21 protein-coding genes and 1 pseudogene are annotated in these 22,470 nt (G+C 75.6%); 11 read left to right on the top strand and 11 right to left on the bottom strand.

Annotated elements, in window-relative coordinates:
- Positions 1 to 4 precede the first annotated feature (4 nt).
- Entirely contained in the window at positions 5 to 1,078 is a 1,074-nt protein-coding gene (locus tag CUT44_RS17735; RefSeq protein WP_100202860.1) for an alkene reductase, read from the top strand.
- Between the two features lie 148 nt (positions 1,079 to 1,226).
- Here CUT44_RS17735 and CUT44_RS17730 read toward each other — a convergent pair.
- A pseudogene (locus CUT44_RS17730) lies at positions 1,227 to 1,517 on the bottom strand (Tn3 family transposase); the annotation flags it as partial.
- A 424-nt stretch (positions 1,518 to 1,941) separates the two neighbouring features.
- Between CUT44_RS17730 and CUT44_RS17725 the strand changes: the two are divergent.
- The 6 genes from CUT44_RS17725 to CUT44_RS17700 all read left to right on the top strand — a co-directional run bounded on the left by CUT44_RS17725 (position 1,942) and on the right by CUT44_RS17700 (position 7,016).
- The gene (locus CUT44_RS17725) at positions 1,942 to 2,619 is read left to right on the top strand and encodes an enoyl-CoA hydratase-related protein (protein WP_100202859.1); all 678 of its coding nucleotides are present in this window, start codon (positions 1,942 to 1,944) and stop codon (positions 2,617 to 2,619) included.
- Between the two features lie 161 nt (positions 2,620 to 2,780).
- Positions 2,781 to 3,212, top strand: a complete 432-nt coding sequence (locus CUT44_RS17720; RefSeq protein ID WP_199185753.1) for a GntR family transcriptional regulator — start codon at positions 2,781 to 2,783, stop codon at positions 3,210 to 3,212.
- Entirely contained in the window at positions 3,209 to 4,264 is a 1,056-nt protein-coding gene (locus CUT44_RS17715) for an ABC transporter ATP-binding protein (protein WP_233221468.1), read from the top strand. The genes CUT44_RS17720 and CUT44_RS17715 overlap by 4 nt, the downstream gene beginning before the upstream one ends.
- A gap of 210 nt (positions 4,265 to 4,474) precedes the next feature.
- On the top strand, positions 4,475 to 4,996 hold the full coding sequence (locus CUT44_RS17710) for an alpha/beta hydrolase (protein WP_100202857.1): 522 nt from the start codon (positions 4,475 to 4,477) through the stop codon (positions 4,994 to 4,996).
- 23 nt (positions 4,997 to 5,019) lie between these two features.
- Positions 5,020 to 6,348, top strand: a complete 1,329-nt coding sequence (locus CUT44_RS17705; RefSeq protein ID WP_199185739.1) for a sensor histidine kinase — start codon at positions 5,020 to 5,022, stop codon at positions 6,346 to 6,348.
- On the top strand, positions 6,345 to 7,016 hold the full coding sequence (locus CUT44_RS17700; RefSeq protein WP_100202856.1) for a response regulator: 672 nt from the start codon (positions 6,345 to 6,347) through the stop codon (positions 7,014 to 7,016). Before CUT44_RS17705 ends, CUT44_RS17700 begins: the two co-directional genes overlap by 4 nt.
- 36 nt (positions 7,017 to 7,052) lie before the next feature.
- Here the strand turns inward: CUT44_RS17700 and CUT44_RS17695 are convergent, their stop codons facing one another.
- The 4 genes from CUT44_RS17695 to CUT44_RS17680 form a co-directional block, all read right to left on the bottom strand.
- Positions 7,053 to 8,234, bottom strand: a complete 1,182-nt coding sequence (locus CUT44_RS17695) for a serine hydrolase domain-containing protein (protein WP_233221467.1) — start codon at positions 8,232 to 8,234, stop codon at positions 7,053 to 7,055.
- Complete coding sequence (locus CUT44_RS17690) at positions 8,231 to 9,223, bottom strand: DUF6895 family protein (RefSeq protein ID WP_233221466.1); 993 nt, start codon at positions 9,221 to 9,223, stop codon at positions 8,231 to 8,233. The genes CUT44_RS17695 and CUT44_RS17690 overlap by 4 nt, the downstream gene beginning before the upstream one ends.
- Positions 9,220 to 9,993: a hypothetical protein gene (locus CUT44_RS17685; protein WP_233221465.1), complete on the bottom strand. Its 774-nt coding sequence runs from the start codon at positions 9,991 to 9,993 to the stop codon at positions 9,220 to 9,222. The genes CUT44_RS17690 and CUT44_RS17685 overlap by 4 nt, the downstream gene beginning before the upstream one ends.
- A gap of 184 nt (positions 9,994 to 10,177) precedes the next feature.
- Positions 10,178 to 10,363, bottom strand: a complete 186-nt coding sequence (locus CUT44_RS17680) for a hypothetical protein (RefSeq protein ID WP_100202855.1) — start codon at positions 10,361 to 10,363, stop codon at positions 10,178 to 10,180.
- Positions 10,364 to 11,030: 667 nt separating this feature from the next.
- Here CUT44_RS17680 and CUT44_RS17675 point away from each other — a divergent pair.
- From CUT44_RS17675 to CUT44_RS17660, 4 genes are all read left to right on the top strand, one after another.
- Positions 11,031 to 11,762: an AfsR/SARP family transcriptional regulator gene (locus tag CUT44_RS17675; RefSeq protein WP_233221464.1), complete on the top strand. Its 732-nt coding sequence runs from the start codon at positions 11,031 to 11,033 to the stop codon at positions 11,760 to 11,762.
- 137 nt (positions 11,763 to 11,899) lie between these two features.
- On the top strand, positions 11,900 to 14,770 hold the full coding sequence (locus CUT44_RS17670; protein WP_100202853.1) for a beta-ketoacyl [acyl carrier protein] synthase domain-containing protein: 2,871 nt from the start codon (positions 11,900 to 11,902) through the stop codon (positions 14,768 to 14,770).
- Complete coding sequence (gene redW / locus CUT44_RS17665; protein WP_100202852.1) at positions 14,767 to 15,960, top strand: L-prolyl-[peptidyl-carrier protein] dehydrogenase; 1,194 nt, start codon at positions 14,767 to 14,769, stop codon at positions 15,958 to 15,960. The genes CUT44_RS17670 and redW overlap by 4 nt, the downstream gene beginning before the upstream one ends.
- A 70-nt stretch (positions 15,961 to 16,030) precedes the next feature.
- Complete coding sequence (locus tag CUT44_RS17660; protein WP_100202851.1) at positions 16,031 to 16,357, top strand: RedY protein; 327 nt, start codon at positions 16,031 to 16,033, stop codon at positions 16,355 to 16,357.
- On the opposite strand, the gene CUT44_RS17655 is transcribed toward CUT44_RS17660, so the two are convergent.
- The 6 genes from CUT44_RS17655 to CUT44_RS17630 all read right to left on the bottom strand — a co-directional run bounded on the left by CUT44_RS17655 (position 16,345) and on the right by CUT44_RS17630 (position 22,387).
- Positions 16,345 to 17,100: a response regulator transcription factor gene (locus CUT44_RS17655; RefSeq protein WP_100202850.1), complete on the bottom strand. Its 756-nt coding sequence runs from the start codon at positions 17,098 to 17,100 to the stop codon at positions 16,345 to 16,347. The genes CUT44_RS17660 and CUT44_RS17655 overlap by 13 nt on opposite strands.
- Before the next feature lie 330 nt (positions 17,101 to 17,430).
- The gene (locus tag CUT44_RS17650) at positions 17,431 to 18,729 is read right to left on the bottom strand and encodes a nitroreductase family protein (protein ID WP_146252252.1); all 1,299 of its coding nucleotides are present in this window, start codon (positions 18,727 to 18,729) and stop codon (positions 17,431 to 17,433) included.
- A gap of 12 nt (positions 18,730 to 18,741) precedes the next feature.
- A complete protein-coding gene (locus CUT44_RS17645) occupies positions 18,742 to 19,599 on the bottom strand; it encodes a 4'-phosphopantetheinyl transferase family protein (RefSeq protein ID WP_233221463.1) in 858 nt (285 codons plus the stop codon).
- 1 nt (position 19,600) lies between these two features.
- Complete coding sequence (locus CUT44_RS17640) at positions 19,601 to 20,515, bottom strand: DUF6206 family protein (protein ID WP_100202848.1); 915 nt, start codon at positions 20,513 to 20,515, stop codon at positions 19,601 to 19,603.
- Entirely contained in the window at positions 20,512 to 21,021 is a 510-nt protein-coding gene (locus CUT44_RS17635; RefSeq protein WP_233221462.1) for a DUF6041 domain-containing protein, read from the bottom strand. The genes CUT44_RS17640 and CUT44_RS17635 overlap by 4 nt, the downstream gene beginning before the upstream one ends.
- A 148-nt stretch (positions 21,022 to 21,169) precedes the next feature.
- A complete protein-coding gene (locus tag CUT44_RS17630; RefSeq protein WP_100202847.1) occupies positions 21,170 to 22,387 on the bottom strand; it encodes a beta-ketoacyl-[acyl-carrier-protein] synthase family protein in 1,218 nt (405 codons plus the stop codon).
- Between the last annotated feature and the right edge of the window lie 83 nt (positions 22,388 to 22,470).

Raw genomic sequence — 22,470 nt, 5'->3', positions numbered from 1 at the left:
TCTCATGACGAACGTATTCGCCCCGGTCGATGTGGCCGGCCGGTCGCTGGCCAACCGCATCGTGATGGCGCCGATGACCCGTAGCCGGGCCTACGGGCCGGGCGCCACCGCGACCGACCTGATGGCGACCTACTACAGCCAGCGAGCGAGCGCCGGCCTCATCGTCACCGAGGGCATACAGCCCTCGCCGGTCGGCCAGGGCTACCCCGACACATCGGGCCTGCACTCGCCGGAGCAGGTCAGCGCCTGGCGCAAGGTCACCGACGCCGTCCACGCCAGGGGCGGGGTGATCTTCGCGCAGCTGATGCACACCGGCCGCATCGGCCACCCCAGTCTCCTCCCCGCCGGTCTGCACCCCGTTGCGCCCTCACCCGTCGCCGCGAAGGGCCAGGTGTTCACCCACCAGGGGCCGATGGACTTCGTCACCCCGCAGGAACTGGACGCCGACGGCATCGCCCGCACCATCGCCGACTTCGCCGACGCAGCACGCAACGCGATCGCCGCGGGCTTCGACGGGGTCGAGATTCACGGCGCGAACGGCTACCTGATCCACCAGTTCCTCGCCCCCAACACCAACCAGCGCGCGGACGGCTGGGGCGGTGATGTGGCAGGCCGGGTCCGCTTCGCCCTGGAGGTGGCTGCAGCTGTCGCAAAGGCGATCGGCGGCCGCCGCACCGGCTTCCGAATCTCGCCCGCGAACCCCTACAACGACATCGCCGAGCACGACGCGGCGGACGTGGAGAGCACCTACACCACGCTGGTCACCCGGCTCAGCGAGTTGAACCTGGCCTACCTGCACATGATCGAAGGAGCCGACCGGGAACTGACCACACGCCTGCGCAAGTCCTGGCCCTCGACGTTCATCCTCAACCCGCTCACCCACCCGCAGCCCACCGGCCCGGACGCACTCACCCTCATCCAGGACGGCACCGCGGACATGATCGCCTTCGGGGCACTGTTCCTCGCCAACCCCGACCTGCCCGCCCGCCTGGCCGCCCAGGGCCCCTACAACACACCGGACCCCGCCACCTTCTACGGCGGTGACCACCACGGCTACACCGACTACCCGCACCTGTAGGACACGCCCTCACCGCGGGACGGACTCTCACTCCGGTCGGCCGCTCGCATACTCGGTTCGCGTTTCGTCGTCCTCATCCAGTTCCAGCGTGTCCGGGTCGCGCAGCGGGCGCAGGGCGCCGGCCGCCGGGGTGGAGGCGGTGAAGCTGTAGCGGGGCCGGGTGTCCCTCGCGGCCGAACATGCGCAGCAGGTCGTAGGCGCGGACCTGGTCGGTGACGAGGGAACCGGCGACCTTCGGCATGTCCGGCCAGTGCGTGATCACCTTGTTCAGGTTCACGCGGTTGCGGGCCAGGTCCTCCACCACGCCGTACGTGCCCGTCTCGACGCCGGGCACCGAGGCCCGCCAGAACCGCTGGTCGTCCAGGTCGCGGAACCGCGGGCTGAAGTCGTAGCCGAGGATCTTGAACAGGCCGAACACCATGTCGGAGTACGAGGCATTGGATCCGCTCGGTGATCCGGTCGGGGTCGGCGCTCGGCGCGAGGTGCGGGCCGGAGCGGTTCCGGTCGTTCCCCGGCGGCCCCCGGACTGTTCCACCGGCTCTCCTCGTCGCTCCCGCTCCCGCTCCGGCCCGCCACCCGTATCCCGCGCGGGGCGGTGGCCGGTCGTGGTGGCCGATTCTCGCCCACCGGGCACCCCGCGGGCGCGCACACCGGAAGTTTCCGTCTCGACGCTTTCCTTCCGGCGGCTGTCCGGCCGGCTGTCCGGATCCGTGCGGTCCCTTCCGCCCCGTGGGGCGCGCGGGCAGGCGTGCGGTGGCCGGGTGCCACCGGAAGCCGGATAACATGCCGCCGAGTAGTTACTTGCCGGTAGCAGCCTGTCGGGAGGGCCCGCCCTCCCGCCTCCCTGACCGAAGGAGCCACCCATGCCCACGCTGGAGCGCCGGGACGACGTCTTCCTCCTCGACCTCGGGGACACCGAGAACCGCTTCCACCCGGACTGGCTCGCCTCGGTCGGCGCGCTGCTCGACGAGGTGGAGAACGCCGAGGGGCCCCGTGCCCTGGTGACGGCGGCCACCGGCAAGTTCTTCTCCAACGGCCTGGACCTCGACTGGCTGCTCGCCCACACCGACCGGGCCGCCGAGTACGCCGCGAGCGTCCAGGAGCTCCTCGCCCGGGTGCTGACCCTGCCGCTGGTCACCGTGGCCGCCCTCCAGGGCCACACCTTCGCGGCCGGCGCCATGCTCTCGCTGTGCCACGACTTCCGGGTGATGCGCGCCGACCGGGGCTACTGGTGCCTGCCCGAGGCCGACATCCACATCCCCTTCACCCCGGGCATGTCCGCCCTGATCCAGGCCAGGCTGACCCCGCAGACCGCCCACGAGGCCATGGTCACCGCCCGCCGCTACGGGGGCGAGGAGGCCCGCGCCGCCGGGATCGTCGACCGGGCGGTGGCCGAGGACGCCGTACGCGCCACCGCGCTGGAGATCGCCGGGTCCCTGACGGCCAAGGCGAGCCCCACACTCGGTGTGATCAAGTCCCGGATGTACGGCCGGGCCGTCGCGGAACTGCGCGCCGAGGAGATCCCGCTCTCCTTCGGCTGAGGCGCCGGCCGGGGCGCCCCTGCCCCGGCGGTCCCCGGACCGCCCGCCGCGCGCCCGCCGTCCGCCGTCCGCCGTCCGCCTCGTTTGACAGGGCCGCGCCGCCCCTCCATCGTCGGTTCCACCGGCCGGCCGGTGGAACCGGCCAGAGGGGGGTGAGGGAGATCGAGTTCCGCATCGACAGACGGAGCGGGATCGCCGCCTACCAGCAGATCGTCCTGCAGACCAAGCAGGCCCTGCGGCTCGGTGTGCTGCTGCCGGGCGACCGGCTGCCGACGGCCAAGGAGGTCGCGCGGACCTGCGCGGTCAACCCGAACACGACCCTCAAGGCCTACCGGGAACTGGAGCGGGAGGGACTGGTGGAACCGCGCCCCGGCCTGGGGACGTTCGTGCGCCGGTCGCTGGCCCGGCCCCAGGCCGCCGCCGACTCGCCGCTGCGCGGGGAACTGACGGCGTGGATGGACCGGGCCCGTGCGGCGGGGCTCGACCGGGAGGACGTGACCGCCCTGGTCACGTCGGTCCTGCAGGAGCGGTACGGCGGGAGCGCGGCGGCCGCCGGCGACGGGCACGGCGGCGCGGGCGGGGAACCCGGGTGAGTACGGCCGCGGCCGGCGGGGGGTACGCGGAGGAGGCGGAGGAGTCCGCCATCGAGGCGTACGGCCTGGGGAAGCGGTACCGGCGCGGCTGGGCGCTCCGGGACTGCTCGTTCCGGCTGCCGGCCGGCCGGGTCTGCGGGCTCATCGGCCCGAACGGCGCCGGCAAGACCACGCTGATGGGGCTGGCGGCGGATCTGCTGAAGCCGACGACGGGCACCGTCCGGGTGTTCGGCGCGGCCCCCGGGACCGCGGAGGCCGGCCTGCGCGTCGCGTTCCTCCCTCAGGAGAAGCCGCTGTTCAAGCGGTTCACCGTCGCCGAGACACTGCGGCTGGGCCGGGAGCTGAACCCCCGCTGGGACCAGCGGACCGCCGAGCGGATCGTCCGCTCCGGCGGGGTGCCCCTCGACGCGCGGGCCGGTGCCCTCTCCGGCGGCCAACGCACCCGGGTGGCCTTCGCGCTCGCCTTCGGCCGGCGTCCCGACCTGCTCCTCCTGGACGAGCCCGGGTCCGGCCTCGATCCGCTGGTGCGCCGCGAACTCATGTCCGTCCTGCTGGCCGAGGCCGCCGAGTACGGCACCACCGTGCTGCTCTCCTCCCATCTGCTCGCCGACCTGGAGAACAGCTGCGACTACCTGCTCGTCCTCGCCGCGGGCGGCATCCGCCTGGCCGGCGGGGTCGACGAGATCCTCACCACCCACACCCTGCTCACCGGGGCGCTCACCGGCGCGCTCACCGGGACGCCCGCCGGCCGGGACCTCCCCCCGGAGCTCGCCCGGCACACGGTCGTCGAGTCACGGGTCAGCGGCCGGCAGCTCACCGCGCTCGTCCGGCCCGACGGACCCGTCGCCGGCGGTTGGCGGACCGACGACCCCACCCTGGAGGAGATCCTCCTCGCCTACTTCCGCGACTCCGGCGCGCCGCCCCTGATCAGCCCCGGCGCGCACGTCGGCCCGCGGACGGCGGGGGACGGCACCGCCCCGCACCCACCGGAGCGACGGGTGCGGGCACCGGGCCGTCCGGGCCGTCCGGGCCGTCCGGGCCGGGCCCGGTGACCCCGGGCGTCCGGGAACGGTGTGGGCGCCGCGTACGGGTCCGTACGCCCGCTGCCGTCGGCGCGGCCCGCGGGGGTCCCGCCCGCTCCTCGTAGTACCTGAGAGCCACCCGGAAGGTGGGCTCCCCGGAGGGACGCGGGTCAGGGGGCGCGCTCCGTAGTCTCGGTGCCGGAAAGCACGGCAGCCGTCCGGCACCGGGAGGGACCCGCCATGCAGCTCCGCACGCGCGGCGGACGGGTACGGGGTACACGTCACCCGCGGCGCGTCCGACGCGCCCTGCTCACCGCCCTGCTCACCGCCCTGCTCACCGCGCTGGTCGCCGCCTCGGCGGCGGTGCCGGTGTCGGGTGCGGCCGGGGCCGCGGACGTACCGGCACCGCCACCGGCCGCGCTCGGCCCGGTGGACGCGTACTCGGCGGCCCTCGCCGCGCGGTACCGCGCCAACCGCGGGAACGTCCTGGCCGCCGCCCGGACGGCCGACGGCCACGGCGACCGGCGGCGGGCCGCCGCACTGCGCGCCATGGCGGCGCCGGACCGGCACTTCCTCACCTTCGGCGGCCGCAACGGCGGCCGGTCCGCCGAGGTCTTCGGGAACCCGGCCCGCGCCGAGCGGATCACCGTCGTCGTCCCCGGCGCGGACACCGACTTCGAACCCGTGCGGTACGAGCGCCTCCGCGCCGGCGCGGAGGCGTTGTGGTGGACGGCGGGAGCCGGCGGGGAGTCGCTAGGGTGAGGCCCGTGCCGAGGGGGCGGAGCGTGCGGGGGCGGATCCTGCGGGGCCTGCGGGCGGCGCCGCGCGCCCTGCGCGAGGACCTGCTGACGGTGTCCGCCGAGCCGCTGCCGCCGGTGGGGCGGCGGCTGTGGCTGAACTGGTCGCTGATGCTGGTGATACCGGTGGTGCTGCTCGCGGTGGTCCTGAACTTCGCCATGGCGGACGACTACAGGGCCGTCTACCGGCTGGGTCCGGAGACGGCGCTGCTGCTCGCCGGCGCCCAGGCGGGGGCGCTCGTCGGCGCGCTGTACCGTCCCGTGCCGGCCTGGTGGGTGTCGACGGTGGCCCCGGCCCTGGCCCTCGCGCTGGCGGGCCCGGTCTCCGCGGACATGGTGGAACGGGGCAGGGGCGCGGGCCCCCCGATGTACCCCTGGACCGAGCCGGGGTTCTTCGCGCACGCCGCGGTGCTCTTCCTGCTGGCCCTGCGGACCCGGCCCCGGGTCGCGGCCGAGGCACTGGTGCTCAGCCTGCTGGTGGGGGCGACCGGTGTGTCGCTGAACCCCGACCGGTTCCCCGAGCCCCGCACGTACGTCGTCACCTTCACGGTGCCCGTGGTGCTCGGTGCCGCGCTGCGCGGCGTGCGGGTGGCCCGTACCCGGCTGGCCGAGCAGGAGGAGCTCACCGCCGAGGAGCGGGCCCGGCGCACCCTGCTGGAGGAACGCAGCCGGATCGCCCGGGAACTGCACGACGTGGTCGCCCACCACATGTCGGTGATCTCCATCCAGGCGCAGGTCGCCCCGCACCTGGTCGCCGACCCCTCGCCGGAGCTGCGGGAGAACCTCGCGGGCATCCGCGAGAACGCCGTCGAGGCGCTGACCGAGCTGCGGCGCGTCCTGGGGGTGCTGCGCTCGGAGGACCCGGGGGCGGAGGGGACACGTGCCCCGCAGCCCGGTCTGGACCGGCTGGACGAACTGCTCGGCACGGTGCGCGGCGCCGGGGTCGAGGTCACCACCGGGATCACGGGGGAGCCGCGTCCGCTGTCGCCGGGTGTGGAGCTGTCGGCGTTCCGCATCGTGCAGGAGGCGCTCAGCAACGCGATGCGGCACGCGCCGGGCGCGGCGGTACGGGTGGAGATCGGCCACCGGCCGGACGCGCTCACCGTGCGGGTCGCCAACACCGCGCCGGGCCGGGAGGGCCGTACGGTACCGTCCGTCCCGCCCGGGGGGCACGGGCTGCTGGGCATGCGGGAGCGCGCCGCCATGCTGGGCGGCGAACTGGCCGCCGGGCCCACTCCGGACGGCGGCTGGGAAGTGACCGCCGTCCTGCCCGCCGATCCCGCAGACTCCGCAGACCCCGCCGAGGAACCCGCATGACCACGATCCGCGTACTGATAGCCGACGACCAGGCGATGGTCCGGCAGGGCTTCACGGTGCTGCTGGGCGCCGAGCCGGACATCGAGGTCGTCGGGCAGGCGGTGGACGGGCTGGAGGCCGTCGGCCGGGTCGCGGACCTCGCCCCGGACGTCGTCCTGATGGACATCCGGATGCCCAACCTCGACGGCATCGAGGCCACCCGTCTCGTCACCGGGCGGCCGGACAACACCACGAGGGTCCTGATCCTGACCACCTTCGACCTCGACGAGTACGTGTACGAGGCGCTGCGCGCGGGCGCGTCCGGCTTCCTGCTCAAGGACGCCTCGGCCGGCGAGCTGGCCCACGCGGTACGGGTGGTGGCGGCCGGTGACGCGCTGCTCGCACCGAACGTCACCAAGCGGCTCATCGCGGAGTACTCCCGGGTGACCAGAGTGCCCCGGGCCCCGCTGCAGGACCGGACGGGGGAGCTGACGGAGCGGGAGACCGAGGTGCTGTCCCTGATCGCCCAGGGGCTGTCGAACGCGGAGATCGCCGCCCGGCTGGTGGTGGCGGAGCAGACGGTGAAGACCCATGTCGGCCGCATCCTGGCCAAACTGGGGCTGCGGGACCGCACCCAGGCGGCGGTCCACGCCTACGAGACGGGGCTGGTGCGGCCGTCCGGCTACTGAGCTCCGGCTACTGAGCTCCGGTTGTCGGGCCGCCGGTTATCGGACCCCCGGGCGCGGTTCCGCCGGGTGCGCGGGCCCCGGCCGCCGGGCGGGCGGCTGCCGGGGAGGCGCCTCCAGGGTCAGCTCGCGCAGCGCCCGGTACGCGGTGTGGATGAACGTGCCGCGCAGGGTGGGCGAGCCGTTGGTGAGGGCCGCCAGGGCGGTGCCGGTGGTGGGGGAGAAACCGGCGAACGAGGTGAAGCCGCGGGTGCCGCCCGAGTGGAACAGCAGCTCGCGGGGGGCGCCGTCGGCCGCGGTGAGCAGCCGCGACTTCCACACCAGGCACACCCGGTCGCCGCCGGGCTCCGTGACGCGCGGCCGGGTCACGTCGTGCAGCGCGGTGCGCAGGGTGCCGGGGATCCGCGCGGGGCCGTCCGGCGGGTCCAGCAGGGCCGTCAGATAGCGCAGGAGGTCGCGTGGGCTGGAGCGCAGCGCGCCCGCGCCGGGCAGGCCGGGGATCCGCCACGGGGGGCGGGGCCGGTGGTGGAAGTGGCCGGTGGCCTGCGGGACCTCCGGGTCGCAGGTGGTGTCGGCCAGCCCCAGCGGTGCCAGCACCCGGGCGGTGAGCGCGGCGGCGTAGCCGGTGGGATCGGTCTGACCGGCGGGGCCGGAGCGGTCGGCGGGGCCGGTGCCGGCGGCCTCGCCCAGCAACTGCCCCAGCAGCCCGACGCCGAGGTTGGAGTAGCGCACCCGCTCACCGGGCGGACGGCGCACCCGGACCCGGGGGAGCGAGCGCAGCAGGTGCTCGGGGGTGAAGGTCTCGTACGGGTTGGTGAACCAGCGGGGCAGCGCCCGGCGCGGCAGCCCGGGCGGCAGCCGGGGCAGTCCGGCGGTGTGGGTGGCCAGGTGCTCGAAGGTGATCCGGTCGCCCAGGCCCCGGGGCACGGCCGGCCCGGGGAGGCGGCCCGCGATCGGTTCGTCGGCGCGCACCTCGCCCCGGGCGACCGACTCGGCCAGCAGCAGGGCGGTGAACGTCTTGGTCACCGAGCCGAGTTCGAAGCGGGTGGCCTCGGTGGCGCCCCGGCACAGCATGGCCGGCTCCCCGGCGCGTACCGCCACGACCGCCACCGCCGGGCCGGAGGCGGCGTCGGCCACCGCCGCCAGGCGGGCGCCGGGCCCGGGCCCGCCCGCCGGGCCGTACTCCGCCGGGCCCGGTCCGGTGGTGGCGGTGCCGCTCACCGGGCGGCTTCTGGGGAGGGGCCGTGGGGGCCGCCGGAGGGAGGGACCCGGGCCAGGGCCAGGGTGCCGGCGACGGCGGCCACCACGGTGGGGTGGTGGTGGTCCCGGAAGCGCCGGCCGGCGTCCCCGTCCACCGCCTTGCCGTCCCGGGGGACCAGTCCGTCCTCGTGCTGCACGGCGGCCAGCTCCGCCCACGCGGCCGGGTCCAGGTACGGCTCCCGCAGACAGGCGCCGACGATCAGCAGTTCGGCGAACAGGTCCCACTCCTCGACCTCCCGCCACACCTCCAGCCAGACCGGCAGCCACAGCTGGAGGTACTCCTCCAGGTGCGGCGGCAGCTCGCCGGGGCGTGCGCCCCAGTCGGTGAGGTGGAAGACGGTGTGCGTCATGGAGTAGGCCGTCATCCAGTCGACGGCCCACGGCTCGGGGGTGTTGCCCAGCCAGGTGGCGTCGGTGAGCAGCTTCCAGTCGATCCCCCGGCCGGTGGCGCGGTCCAGGCCCATCAGCCGCGCGGCGTTGGCGATCGCCAGCCGCCGGTTGGGCACCTGCTCGACGGCGTACGGCGTGACCACCCCGTACAGGTGCTCCAGCAGGGCGTCCAGCCGCCGGTGCCGGTAGCCGGCGCGGACGAAGTGCGTGTAGAGCTCCAGTGGGTCGGTCATCATCAGGTACCGGAGCTGGCGCTCGTAGAGCATGTCGCCGCCGCGCAGCTCCCACCAGGCGAAGTCGAGCAGCTCGCGGGCGGCCTTGTGGTCCCGCGGGTCGGCCCGCTCCTCGCGCAGCACCAGGGAGCCGGCCAGTGCCGTCTCGCCCAGCGGTTTGTAGACGCTGTCGGGGTGGGCGAGCTCCGCGGTGGTGCCGGGGGGCAGGACGCCCAGCTCGCAGTGGCGGCGCAGCCAGCCGAGGGCCCGGCCGGTCACCTGCCGGGCCGACCGCGGCACGGGGGCCGGCGCGGGGGCGCTCAGGGGGGAGGTGCTCGGTGTGCTCACGGTGTCGGGCCTCCCCGGTGCTCCGGCCGGTCCAGCAGCCGGCGGGCGATCGCGGTGTCCAGCGCGGTGCGGGCCCCGCCCACGCCGTGCAGTTCGATGTGCCGTACCACGGCCGCCACGTCCAGGCGGGGCCGCGCTCCGCGGTGTGCCGGGTGGGCGAGCCAGCGGGCCAGGCAGGCGGCGATCGGGTAGTCGCGGCGCAGCATCGCCCGGGCCGTGCCGCGGGCCAGGGCGGACGACCGCCGGGCCGCCGCCGCGTGGACGGGGCCGGCCACGCCGGGCAGGGCGAGCGGGGCGAGCTGCGCCATGCGCAGGGACCACACGCGCCAGGAGGTGTCCGGTGCTCCGGTGCCGCCCCCCGCGCCGTCCGGTCCGTCCGGGCCCTCCCCGCCGTCGTCGAGGACGGGTGGTTCGGGCGCGCCCAGGGAGTCGTCACCGCCGTACCGGAGGAGGAGCCGGGCGGTGGTCCAGTCGCGCCACGCCGTCTCGGGCGTGGCGTCGGGGGCGGGCGGGAAGAGCCGGAAGGACTCGGCCACCGTCCGGACGTCGGCGGGGCCGGGAGGGGCCTCGCCGAACAGCGCCGGGGCGAAGACGTCCGGCCCCAGTACGCGTACGGCGGCCAGCGCCGCCTTGGGGTCGGGTGCCTCCTCCACCTGGGTGGCGATCACCACCGGGTCCCCGGCGCCCCGCAGGGCGCCGAGGACGCGGTCGGCCAGACTCTCCACCGCGGCGGTGTAGGCCGCGCGCGGCGAGACGTCCGGGTTCGGCATCAGAGATCCACCTCTCTGGACCGGTCTGTCATGTCGTGCCGCTCTCCTGTGACTTCCTGGAATTCGCCGGGATGTCCGGGGCGCCCCGGGATCTCCCGGGGTGCCCCGTCCCGCTGTCGGCCCGGGCCGGCTCGCGCCGTGTCCCGTCGCGCCGCGCGGCCGGGGGCCGCGGGACGCGGCCCGGTCACTTCTCCCGGGGCTCCCTGGGGGAGAGCAGGAGCGCGAGCAGCAGGAGGCCGATGGCCTCGGGCGCCCACACCGGCGCGTCGCTGACCGGGGCCTCGCGCACGGTCATCAGGTCGGTGACGGTGTGCCGCTCGGTCAGGTCGGCGGGCGTGAGAGCGGGGCCGGCCGTTGCGTGAGTGATCATCGAAGGTCCTCCTCGTTGGATCCCCGGTACGGTGTCGCCGCCTCGGCGGACGGCTTCCCGCTCGACGTTACGAAAGCGGACCAAAGCGCGCATGTAGTCATATGGGAGGGGTTGCGGGCGTCGGGGCGGTGTGCTCGGGCCGGTGCGGTCCTGGTGATGGTGGGGCGTGCGGCGCCGTACGCCTGCGGCACTCGTTCTCGAGCCCCGGAAACCCGCGCCCGAATTCACCCGTGTGGGGCGGTGTGCTTACTTCTTTCGGGTGTCTTTGCCGATAACCGGGCAAAGGGTCGGGCGCCCGGCGGCGGAGCGGGCGCGGAGGGCCGTGAGAAGGGTTGAGGCGGATTCAACCAATGGTTGAGTCCGCGGTACACGGGGTGGCCGGTGGCGGCCGGGGAAAACCGTCAGGCGGTGGATGCCCCGGCGCGGTCCCCCCTGTGAGACTGCGGGGTACGGAAAGCAGGCCGCCTGCCACGGCCCCGCCCGTACCGCCCCGGACCCCGGGGCGGTCGCGGGGTACCGGTGGCGCCTCACGGGGGTTCCGGCAGGCCGGCGGCCGCTGTTGATCGCAGCAAAACGGGGGAACGTCGTGCGGATCAATCTTCTGGGGCCCGTCTCCGTCTCCGTGGCGGGGCAGAGCCGGGAAATACGGTCGAACAAGGTGCGGGCCATGCTCGCCACACTCGCGCTGGACGCCGGGCAGGCGATATCCACCGGGGACCTGGCCGAGGAGCTGTGGGCCGGCACTCCGCTGGGCAACATCCGCAACGCCCTGCAGGCGAACGCCACCAGGCTGCGCAAGGTGCTCGACGGCGCGGCCCGCCGCCCGTGCGACACCACCGTCCTGCGCGCCGTGCACAACGGCTACCTGCTCGACGTGTCCGCCGAGTGCGTGGACGGCAACCGCTTCCTGGACCTGGCGGTGCAGGGGACGGCGGCCCTGGTCCACGAGCCCGCCCGGGCGCTGCGGCTGCTGCAGTCCGCCCTGGAGCTGTGGAGCGGCCCCGCGCTGCTCGACGCCGGGGACGGGCTGCGCTGCCGCAGCGCCGCCGCGCTGTTCGACGAGCGCCGGCTGACGGTCTGGGAGGACCTGTCCGCCGCCCGGCTGGCGGTCGGCGACGAGTCCCGCGCGATCGCGGAACTGCGGCGGATGGTGGCGCGGTACCCGCTGCGGGAACGCTTCTGCGAGCTGCTGATGCTCGCCCTGTACCGCTCCGGCAGGCAGAGCGAGGCACTGGAGGTGTTCCACCGGGCCCGCCGGTACCTCGACGAGGAGCTGGGCGTCCGGCCGGGCGACCGGCTCCAGCGCCGGCACGCGGAGATCCTCGCCCGGGACCCGGACCTCGACCGGCCGGCCGCGGTCTGGGCCGGCGGGCGCGCCCCGGCGGCCGCGCACCGCTGACCGGCGCACCCGCCGAAGGGCGCGCCGTGACACCGCCGTGCCCGTCCACCGTTGTGCCCGTCCACCGCCGTGCCCGTCCACCGCCGTGCCCGTCCACCGGGCCGGACCCACAGCCGAGACACAGGAGCAGCCGCATCATGCCGTCCGACACACCGCCCGGCGCACGGCGGGAGCACCGCCCGGACCAGGCTCCGCCGGAGCCGATCGCGATCGTGGGGATGGCGGCGCTCTATCCGGGTGTCCGGAGCCCCGGCGACTACTGGAGACTGCTGAACGCCGGGCCTCCGGGGGAGCCCGGCGCCGGCTCCGCAGACCGCGCCGACTCCCCCGCCGGGAGCCCCGGCGGGCTGGCGGACCTCCGGGTCGACGTGGCCCGCTACGGCATCCCGCCGGCCCAGGCGGGCGCCATGGCACGGATGCAGCTGCTCATGCTGGAGGCGGCGCGGCGCTGTCTGGCCGACGCCGGCCACCCCGGCCGGCCGCTGCCCGCCGACCGCACGGACGTGGTCACCGGCACCTGCTTCGGACTCGACCGCCAGTACGCCAACGCCCTGCGCGTGGAGGCCGGCCGCTACGCGCGCGAGGTGGCCGCCGCGGCGGGCGGCGCGCCGTGGGGCGCCGAGGCGGCCGAGCGGCTGAGGGTACTCCTGGTGGAGCGCGCCGGGGGGTCCTCCCACGACCGGGTGGGCGAAATGGCCAGCACCATCCCGGCGCGGATCGCGGGCGCCTTCAAACTGCACGGCCGTACGCTCGCGGTCGAGTCCGCCGACGCGACCTCCTTCCTGGGCGTCGCCCACGCGGTCAACTGCCTGCGCGGCGGGGTCTCGGACGCCGTCCTCGTGGTGGCGGGCCAGCGCCGGGAGGGCCCGCTGCCGGAGCTGGCGCTGGCCGCCAAGGGCCTGCTCGCCCCCGGCACCCGTCCCTTCGCGGCGGACGGCCGGGGCTTCCCGCTCGGCGAGGGGGTCGGGGCGGTCCTGCTCAAGAGGCTGTCGTCGGCCGTGCGCGACGGGGACCGGATCTACGCCGAGATCCGCGGCGCCGCGCTCCGCCACCACGCCCGGCCCGGCGCGTTCCGCTACTCCGACTCGGTACCGCTCCGCCGGGAGACCGCCGAGGCCTCCCACCGGGAGGCCGCCGTACCGGCCGGGGCGGTCGGGTACGTCGAGTGCGCCGGCTCCGGGCTGGCCCGGGAGACGGCGGCCGAGCTCGCCGCGCTGGCCGGGCTCCACCGGGGCGCGGACGGGGAGCCGGCCGGCCCGGCCGGGGGAGTCGTCCTCGGCAGCGTCCGGGACCGGCTCGGGCACACCTTCGCCAACGCGGGCCTGGCGGCCCTCACCAAGGCGGCCCTCGCCCTGCACCACCGCGGGCTTCCCCCGCAGTGGCCACCGCCGGACGGCGGCCTGCCGTACGGCGCCCCCTTCCGGATGCTCCGCACCGGCGAGGAGTGGCCGCGGGGCCGGGACGGGGCGCCGCGGTACGCGGCCGTCCACGGCGCCTCCCTCACCGGGACCCTGTGCCATCTGCTGCTGGCCGAGCACGAGCCGGACCGGACCGCGTCCGGCGGCCGTGCGGGCGGGCCGCCCGTACGCACCGCCGCCCGTACCGCCGCCGCGGCCGAACCGGTCGCGGTGGTCGGGGTCGGCGGCCGGTTCGCCGGGGCACGCGACGCCGGGGAGTTCTGGCGGGTGGTCCACTCCGGACGGGACCGGCTGGGACCGGTGCCGGACTCGGTGCTCGACCGGGAGCTGTACCACGCGCCGGGCGCGCTCAGCCTCACGCACAGCTACACCGACCGGGGCGGCCACGTCCCGGTCCCCGATGAGCCGCCCGCCGGGCTGCGGATCACCCCGCTCCGCCATGCGGCCATGGACGCCGCGCAGCGCCTCGCCCTCGCGGTCGCCGGCGAACTCCTCACCGGGCACCGCCGCGCCGCGGGCACCCTGAGCGGCCCGGGCGTGGTGGCGATCGGCAGCAACCTGGGGCTGACCGCGGAGCGCCGCGCGGCCGTCGACCTCGCCCTGCGCGACACCGAGGAGGCCCTCGCCGCCCTCGCCGGGGCCGCCGGGCTGTCCCCGGTGGAGGTGCGGACGCTGCTCAAACGGGTGCGCGAGCGCTACGGCGGCCCCGGCGACCCCCTCTCGCCCGCACTCCTGGACGGCTGCCTGGCCGGCGGCACGGCGGCGCTGATCGCCAACGAGTACGGCCTGGCCGCCGTGCCCGTCGCGGTGGAGGCGGCGTGCGCCTCGTCGCTGGCCGCGCTGGACCTCGCGGTCGGCGCGCTGCGGGCGGGCACCGCCGACTTCGCCGTCGCCGGGGGCGTCGAACTGGCCTGCAACGCCCGGGACATGGTCCTGTGCTCGGCGCTGGGCCTGCTCTCGCACGGCACGAACCGGCCGTTCGACGCGGCGGCCGACGGCTTCACCCCCGGGGACGGCTGCGGCCTGTTCCTCCTCAAGCGGTACGCCGACGCCCGCCGCGACGGGGACGAGATCCTCGGCGTCCTGCGCGGGGTGGGCGCCTCCAACGACGCCAGGTCCCTGATCGCCCCCGACGCGGCGGGCCAGGCGCGCGCCATGCGGCGGGCCTTCGAGCAGGTCGACTTCGGCCCCGGGGAGGTCGACTACCTGGAGGCGCACGGCACCGGCACCCGGGTGGGCGACCGGGTGGAGATCGACGCCGTGGCGCGGGTCTACGGCACCCCCGGGCGGGACCCCCTGCGGATCGGCTCCGCCAAGTCCTTCTTCGGCCACACCTTCGCGGCGGCGGGCAGCGCGGGCCTGCTGCGCGCGCTCCAGGCCATCCGGGCCCGGACCATACCGCCCGGCGCCAACCTCCGGACCCTCAACCCCGCGCTGGACCTGGCCGCCGTGCCGGCCACCGTCCCGACCGAGGCGGCCCGGTGGCCGGCCGGGCCGGGGCGGCCCCGGCGCGCGGGGGTCAGCTCGTTCGGCACCGGCGGCATCAACTACCACCTCCTCGTCGAGGAGCACACGGACGGAACGCGATGAACTTCGACCTCGATCCGGAAACCGCGGAGATGCGCGACATGGTCCTGCGGTTCGCCAGACGTGAGCTGGCCGGGCCCTCCGGGGGATCCGGGGACGCCCCGGCGGGTCCGGGGGGCTTCGACGCCGGGGACTTCAGGAGGCGCTGGCTGCTGGCGGGCAAGCAGGGCGTGGTGGGCGCCACGGTGCCCGGCCGGTACGGCGGCAGCGGACTGGACGCCGTGGCGGCCGCCGCGGTCCTGGAGGCGCTCGGGGAGGGCAGCCCCGACACCGGCTTCGCGTTCTCCGTCGCGGCCCATCTGTTCGCCTCGCTGATGCCCATCGTGGAGTTCGGCACCGAGGAGCAGAAGCTGGGCTGGCTGCCGGCGCTCTGCTCGGGCGAGCGGATCGCGGCGCACTGCGTCACCGAGCCGGAGGCCGGCTCCGACGCGTTGAACCTGCGGACCCGCGCCGAACGCCGGGACGGCCACTACGTACTCGACGGCGAGAAGTGCTTCACCACCAACGCGCCGGTGGCCGACGTCTTCGTCGTGCAGGCGGCCACCGCGCCCGGCGGCGGCTTCTTCGGGCTCAGCACCTTCGTCGTGGACGCGGGCACCCCCGGGCTGAGCGTCGGCCCGCCCTACCGCAAGGTGGGGCTGCGCGGTTCGCCCACGGCCGACGTCCGCCTCGACGGGTGCGTGGTGCCGGCCGACCGGATGCTGGGCGCCGAGGGCGCGGGGGCCAGTGTGTTCACCTCGTCGATGAAGTGGGAGCGGACCTGCCTGTTCGCCGCCTACCTCGGGGCGATGCGGCGGGTGCTGGACGACACCGTCCGCCACGTCGGCGAGCGCGAGCAGTTCGGCACGCCGATCGGCGGCTTCCAGGCCGTCAGCCACCGCGTCGTGGACATGACGCTGCGGCTGGAGGCGGCCCGGCTGCTGCTCTACCGGGCCGCCCGCGGGCTGGCCGACGGCAGCCAGGACGAGATCGCGCCCGCGCTGGCGAAGCTCGCCGTGAGCGAGGCGGCCGTACAGGTCGGCCTCGACGCCGTCCAGCTCCGGGGCGCGCTCGGCGTCCTCGACGGCGAGGCCGAGACCCTGCTGCGCGACGCGCTGCCCGCCCGCATCTTCTCCGGGACCAACGAGATCCAGAAGAACAACGTCGCCCGGGCGATGGGGCTGACCGGCCGCCGCCCGGGCAGGCGCCGCTGACCGTCCCGCCCGTGCGCCGCCACCACACAGCACCGCCACCGCACAGTCACCGCACTCTCCGGAGGACACCATGACGACCATCGTTCACCGCATCCGCCTGCACGAGGGCGTGGACCCGGCCGACTTCGAGGCCTGGGTCCGGGACACCGACTACGCCGCCTGCCCGGAGCTGCCCAGTGTGCTGGCGTTCGGCGTCCAGCGCGTCGTGGCAGGGGAGAGCGGCGGGGCCGCGGCACCGGTCCACTTCTTCGAGCTCATCGAGGTGACCAGCCGGGAGGAATTCGAGAGGGACATGCAAAAGGAAGTTTTCCGCTCGCTCGTCACCGATTTCGACAAGATGGCGGTGGTGGTCGACGAACTCGTGGGCGAGCGCGTCGAGCCGGGCTACCGGGCCTGACCCGGGCTCTTCCCTTGCCTCCGCCCCTTCCGTTCACCCGCCCGCTTCTCGCCGGGAAAGCGGAATTCCGCGGGGGGATCCGATTTCCCCTCCGCCCTCTCCTCCATCGCCGCCATGATGCCGCTCTCGTAGGCCAGGGCGACGGCCTGGGTACGTGATTCAACATTCAATTTTCTCAGCAGGTGATGGACATGGGACCGGACGGTCGCCTCGGAGACCGAGAGCTTCCCGGCGATCTCGGTGTTGGAGCTTCCCCGGGCGAGCAGGAGCAGTACCTCGGCCTCGCGCGGGGTGAGCGTGCCCAGCAGTCGTGAGGCGGTGTCGGAGTCGCGGCTCCCGGGCAGCGAGAACAGTGCGCGCCGGGTCGCCTTGGGGATGACCATGGCCTCGCCCGAGCTGATCGTCCGGAGTGTGTGGATCAACTCGTCCGCGGAGGTGTCGGGCGCCAGGACCGCACTGACTCCCTGGCGCACCGCCTCCAGGGAGCGGTGCGTGTTCTCGGCCTTGGGGATCAGCACGACCTTGGCCATGGCGGCGAGCTGCGCGAGCTCCCGCCGGTGTTCGATGCTGAGGGCCGGGGAGATCACCAGGACGATGTCGGGCCGCGACCGCGCCGTGATCCGGGCGCAGTCGCGGCCCGACGAGTGGCCGACGACCTGGACGTCCGGCTGCTCGTTCAGCAGTGCGCGGATGCCCGCGCTCATGATCGACTCATCGCAGCACAGCAGGACCCTCATGTTCATCTTCCACCGCCCCCCGTACTGGGGACTGTCTGCCGCGGTGGAAGGTTCCGCGATTCCCGTATTCGCTCGGACGCGCCGTTCGGGCCGCCTTCCCGTGCGGACATTCCGGCCCGTCCCGGGCTTCCCCCATGCGGCACTGATGTTACCCCTTGGTCACTTATGTGGGACAACGGTGATGCCCGTGGCTCTATCAGACCTACGCGCGAATTACTAATTTCCGGGGGACCGAGATTAACACGGGCAGGGGTTTTTTGACCGTGTTCGGGCGAGTGGGGGCCGGTGGCCGCGGCGCCGGCCGGGCGGGGAACGGAGTATTCGCCGGAAATTCCGTCAGATTGTCCGGAAAGCGGCCTCGGCGGCCCGGCGCGGCGCCGGGGGGAAGCCGGTGGTGGGCCGGCCGAGGCGGGCGACGAGGAAGGGCCGCCCCGGCAGTCCGAGCAGGGACTGGACCCGCCGGCGCGGGTCGTCGTGCTGGAGGACGACGCTGACCGGGTGCAGGGCGAGCCCGGCCCCGGTCGCGCGCAGCCAGTAGTCGGCCAGCCGCGCACCGCCGCGCACGAGGTCACCGGGGCCCGGCTCCCCGGCCGGGAGGCCCATCGCGACGAGGACCGGCGCCGCCCGTACGGTGGCCGCGAGCTGCCGGGCCAGCAGGCGGTGGTAGCCGGCCAGGCACAGGACGCCCATGGTGGCGGGGGCCAGGGCGGCGCGCAGCGCCAGCCGCCGCAGGCGTGACAGCGGCCCGAAGAGCTGGTCGAGGGCGAAGCCGTCGCCGTGGGCCCGCGCGTCGGCGTGGTCCCGGCGGAGGAAGGAGTGCGTCTCCCGCCAGGCCGGTCCATGGCTGAAGTCCCGGCCGCCGTGGCGGGCGACGAGGGCGGCGAAACGGGCGCGCACCCCGGCGTCCCCGATGTGCCGTACGACGACCCCGGCGCCTGCGGTGTCCCAGGCGGTGTCCCAGGCGGTGTCCCCGGCCGGGGCGAGCAGTTCCTCCAGGACCGCCGGATCGATCTCCCCGGCGCGGTAGGGCGCCCGGTTGGTGCGGCGGGCGAGCGCGGTGGCGTGCAGCGCGGCGGGGTCCTCGGCCGGGGCGCCGGGGCGCAGCCGGACGACGCACAGCGGTGCCGACCAGCTCCCCGGCCACGCGGGACCGAACCCGCCGGGCCCCCCGGAGTCTCCGGTGCCCCCGGTGCCCCCGGTGAAGCGCACGCGGTCCGCCGTCCAGCCCCGGGCGGCCAGGGCGCGCAGCAGCAGCCGCCAGTACAGGCCGCAGCTCACCAGCATCTCCGCGGCGTGCGCGGGGAGCGCGTCGAGCTGCCGCGCGCGGTCCAGGGCCAGCACCAGGTAGTGGCGCTCCTCCCCTTCCGTTCCCGTCCCGCCGCTCCCGCTCCCGCTCCCGCCGTCGCCGTCGCCGTCGCCGTCGCCGTCACCGCCGCCGTCGCCGAGCAGCCGGGCGGCCGCCCGGCGGGCGGCGGGCCCGGCCGCCACCGCGACCGCCCACGGCTGGCAGTTGTGCGACGACGGGCTGAGGGCGGCGGTCCCGGCCGCCGCGCGGAGCGCCTCCCCGAAGCCCGGGCCGGGCACCGGTCCGAGGGGCCCACCGGGACGGGGGGCCGGGGACGGTACTGCTGACACGGAACACGCTCCTCACTGCCACACCAGGGCCAGGAAGTAGTCGCCGAACCGCCCCGCCCAGCTGTCGAAGCGGCGGCCGTCGGCGACGGGGACACGGCGGCGCAGCTCCGGTCCGGCCCGCCACGAGAACCGGCCGTCGTCCTTCCAGCCGCGCAGCTCGACCTCCTGGGCGCCGATCCGCAGCCCGAAGCCGAAGTGCTTGAGCACGGCCTCCCGGCAGGCCCAGCGCAGCGGCAGCGGCATGGCGGCCAGCCGCCGGCGGCCGGGGGTCCGGGCGCCGACGCGGTCCACGGCGAGCAGCTCGGCCAGCAGGGGAGGCACCGGGCGGTCGGACTCCAGGTCGATTCCGACGGTGCGCGGACCGCAGACGGCGACGGCCAGGTCGCCGGAGTGTGAGAGCCCCACGTCCACCGGCGCGTTGACGGTCGGCCTGCCGGCCCGGATGCCGTCGGCCACGGGCCGGACCCGCACCTCGTGCGGCGCGGTCGCCGCACCCCCGTGCCGCCGCAGGTACGCGCAGACGCTGTGCTTGACGGCCAGCCGGCCCGCGAGCCACTCCGACCGCCGCTTGGGCAGGTGCAGCGTCGCCAGCCGGGCCGCCTCCTCGTCCCACAGGTAGCGCTCCCGGAGCGCCGCCCGGTCGGCCTCGCTGCGCTCCCGCAGCCAGGCGATCGACACCACCGCGACCGTGAGCGGCCCCCGCACATGGCTGACGTACAGCGGGCGCGACGGGTCCAGGACGAGGCTCTCGCCGATCCCGGCCGCCGGTGCCCGCGGGGCCGTGGCGCGGTACGGCACCCGGGGTGCCGGCGGCCGGGGCGCGGGGGGCGGCGCGGACACCGCCCCGGGGACCGCCGTGGAGACCGTCACGTCAGCGCTCCACGGGGGGCGGCAGCAGGAAGGGGTAGGTGCGCCGGCGGACGCTGCGGTGCCAGAAGCGGTCGGCCCGGCGCAGCCGCTGGATCAGCTCCCACATCCGGGCGTCGTCGCGGTAGTAGGCGGCCACCTCCCGCTCGGTGATCGGCTTCGCCAGCCGCGCGTTGGCCCGCTCCAGGAACACCGGGACCAGATGGCCCAGCCGCTCCTTGTGCAGATTGCCCAGGAAGTCGAGGAGGACCCCGCGCACCTCGTAGAACTTGTCGAAGATGGACCGTGTCATCGACAGCCGGACGGGATCGCGCAGCAGCCACGGCAGCGAGGTGAAGAACAGCCGGACGTCGAGCAGTTCACGGCCGCGCCCGTCGCGCATGAGCGGGGTGGTGACGTCGAGGTAGACCAGCTCGCCGTCCACCTCCATCCAGTTGGCCGCCTGCGCGTCCAGCCCGAGCTCGGGCGACACCGCCTGCTCGACCCGGTCGAGGAAGCGCGCGAAGAAGTCCCCGGCCCACGCCTCGTCCGCGCCGTGCAGCAGCCGGGAGCACAGCCGGTGCGCGGGCAGTTCCCGCTGCACGCAGTAGGCGACGATCCGGCCCGAGGGCAGGGGGAGGTGCCACAGCAGGGTGTCGGCGACCCGCAGCCCGCCCTTGCCGAGCCGCTCCAGGTACTCGTCGAGGGAGTGCCGGTAGCGCTCGAAGCGGTCCCGGTCGGGGAAGACCGGCAGCCGCTTGCAGGCGAAGGCCCCCTGGCCGGTCGCCAGCCGGAGCACCAGGGTGACCTCGCCGTAGCCGAGGATCTCCAGGGCGCTGTCGTCGGCCGTCCGCAGGGCCCCGGCCACCCGCTCCTCCAGGGCCGCCAGCTCCGCGTGCGGCAGGGTGAACGGCGCCCGGGCACCGGTCGTTCCGCTCATCGGGGCCCACCCCCGGAGGCCGGCGGGGCGGTGGGGTCGTCCGGGTCCGCGGGATCCGGTGGGGCCAGTGGGGCGGTGGGGTCCAGCGGGTCCGCGAGGGGCACCGCCTCGGCGGCCGGCGAGCGGTGCAGCCGCAGCAGGTATATGGCGGCGGCGAAGAACGCCGCGTCCATGACGAGTATCTGCGGCACGCTGCCGACCAGGATCACCACGAAGCAGACCAGCATCAGCAGCTGGCAGTACAGCACCGGCAGGACGAGGTACCGGTTGAGCAGGAGCAGCAGTCCGGAGGAGATCATCGCGGCGGCGACGAAGAGGGTCACCCCGTCGGGGTACCGCGCGAGCCAGTCGGTGAAGGGACCCAGCAGGGGCGCGTCGCCGTTCGACCGGGCGGCGTCGTCCAGCCGCTGCTCGACCGATTCGATCTCGGGGAAGAACTTGCCGATGCCGGCGGCGATGTACAGAACGCCGACGACGCGCTGCAGCAGCAGGTTCCCTCTGGTCATGGGCGTGGTCGAAGTCACGTGACGGGATCTTCCGGTGTCGTGGCCGAACGGCCGGGGGAGACGTGCCGGGGCGTACCGCTCGTCCGGGTTGTACCGCGGGCCCGGGGCCGTGTCATGGGGGCCGCGCCCGGCGCGGTGCCGTGGGGCGTCACGCGGCCGTGACGACCAGGACCGCGTTCTGGCCGCCGAACCCGGAGGAGTTGCTGACCGCCACCTCGGTCCGGGTCCGCCGCGGCGCCCCCGCGACGACGTCCAGCTCGATCCGCGGATCGAGCCGCTCCAGGTTGGCGGTGGGGGGCACCGTGCCGCGCTCGACGGTCAGGACGGTCAGGGCGGCCTCGATCGCCCCCGCCGCGCCGAGGGAGTGGCCGAGCACCCCCTTGGCGGACGTGACCGCGACACCGTCGCCGAGCAGCTTGCGCAGCACCGCGGCCTCCGCGACGTCGTTGAGGGGGGTGGAGGTGCCGTGCGCGTTGACGTGGTCCACCTCCCCGGGGACGGCGCCCGCGTCGGCCAGCGCCGCGCGCAGCGCCCGCAGCACACCGGCGCCCCCGGGGTCGGGCGAGGTCATGTGGTGGGCGTCGGCGGACGCCCCGTACCCGGCCACCGAGGCGCGCACCCGCGCCCCGCGTGCGCGGGCGTCCGCCGTCCGCTCCAGGACCAGCATCCCGCTGCCCTCGCCGATGACGAACCCGTCCCGGCCGGCGTCGAAGGGGCGGGACGCGGCGGACGGCTCGTCGAGCCGCCGGGACAGCGCGCCCATCCGGGCGAAGCCGGTCACCATCAGCGGACTCACCCCGGCCTCGCCGCCGCCGGCGACCACCACGTCGCAGGCGCCGGAGCGCAGCAGGTGCAGCGCGCTGCCGATCGCGGTCGCGCCGGAGGCACAGGCGGTGGCGGTCACGAAGTTGGGCCCGGTGGCCCCCAGGTCCATCGCCAGGTGCCCGGCGACCATGTTGGGCACCAGCATCGGGACCAGCAGCGAGGAGACCGCCTCGGGGCCCTGCTCCAGCATCCTGCGGTGCTGCTCCTCCCAGGTGGCGACACCGCCGAGCCCGCAGCCGACGACCACCCCGACCCGGGCCCCGTCCCAGCCGGCCGGATCGAGTCCGGCGTCGGCGACGGCCTCGCGGGCGGCCGTCAGGGAGAGCTGGACGAACCGGTCGTGCATCAGGGAGCTGCGGCGCCCCACGTGCTCGCGGGCGCTGAAGCCCGGCACGGTGCAGGAGATGTCCACCGGCAGCCCTTCCAGCGCGGGGTTCCGCGCGGCGGCCGACTCGCCCCGGCACACCCCCTCCCAGGTGGCTTCGGTGCCGATGCCCGCGGCGGTGACCAGGCCCAGGCCGGTGACGGCGACGCCGGTCATGAGGAGGTGGCGGGGGTGTCGGCGGAGGTGCCGGTGCGGCTGTCGATCAGCTCGGCGACGGCCGCGACGGTGTCGCCCGGGGA

It is taken from the genome of Streptomyces carminius, from assembly GCF_002794255.1.
Taxonomy (GTDB): domain Bacteria; phylum Actinomycetota; class Actinomycetes; order Streptomycetales; family Streptomycetaceae; genus Streptomyces; species Streptomyces carminius.
Note: the sequence above shows the minus strand (reverse complement) of the source record. Positions and strands in the feature narration are given on the sequence as shown.

Bases quoted from the DNA above. Each gene is read 5' to 3' on its own strand.
- CUT44_RS17655 (WP_100202850.1), bottom strand. From the start codon at position 17,100: ATGAACATGAGGGTCCTGCTGTGCTGCGATGAGTCGATCATGAGCGCG.
- CUT44_RS17660 (WP_100202851.1), top strand. From the start codon at position 16,031: ATGACGACCATCGTTCACCGCATCCGCCTGCACGAGGGCGTGGACCCG.
- CUT44_RS17670 (WP_100202853.1), top strand. From the start codon at position 11,900: ATGCCGTCCGACACACCGCCCGGCGCACGGCGGGAGCACCGCCCGGAC.
- CUT44_RS17700 (WP_100202856.1), top strand. From the start codon at position 6,345: ATGACCACGATCCGCGTACTGATAGCCGACGACCAGGCGATGGTCCGG.
- CUT44_RS17630 (WP_100202847.1), bottom strand. From the start codon at position 22,387: ATGACCGGCGTCGCCGTCACCGGCCTGGGCCTGGTCACCGCCGCGGGC.
- CUT44_RS17710 (WP_100202857.1), top strand. From the start codon at position 4,475: ATGCAGCTCCGCACGCGCGGCGGACGGGTACGGGGTACACGTCACCCG.
- CUT44_RS17680 (WP_100202855.1), bottom strand. From the start codon at position 10,363: ATGATCACTCACGCAACGGCCGGCCCCGCTCTCACGCCCGCCGACCTG.
- CUT44_RS17685 (WP_233221465.1), bottom strand. From the start codon at position 9,993: ATGCCGAACCCGGACGTCTCGCCGCGCGCGGCCTACACCGCCGCGGTG.
- CUT44_RS17725 (WP_100202859.1), top strand. From the start codon at position 1,942: ATGCCCACGCTGGAGCGCCGGGACGACGTCTTCCTCCTCGACCTCGGG.
- CUT44_RS17735 (WP_100202860.1), top strand. From the start codon at position 5: ATGACGAACGTATTCGCCCCGGTCGATGTGGCCGGCCGGTCGCTGGCC.
- CUT44_RS17635 (WP_233221462.1), bottom strand. From the start codon at position 21,021: ATGACCAGAGGGAACCTGCTGCTGCAGCGCGTCGTCGGCGTTCTGTAC.
- redW (WP_100202852.1), top strand. From the start codon at position 14,767: ATGAACTTCGACCTCGATCCGGAAACCGCGGAGATGCGCGACATGGTC.
- CUT44_RS17640 (WP_100202848.1), bottom strand. From the start codon at position 20,515: ATGAGCGGAACGACCGGTGCCCGGGCGCCGTTCACCCTGCCGCACGCG.
- CUT44_RS17675 (WP_233221464.1), top strand. From the start codon at position 11,031: ATGCTCGCCACACTCGCGCTGGACGCCGGGCAGGCGATATCCACCGGG.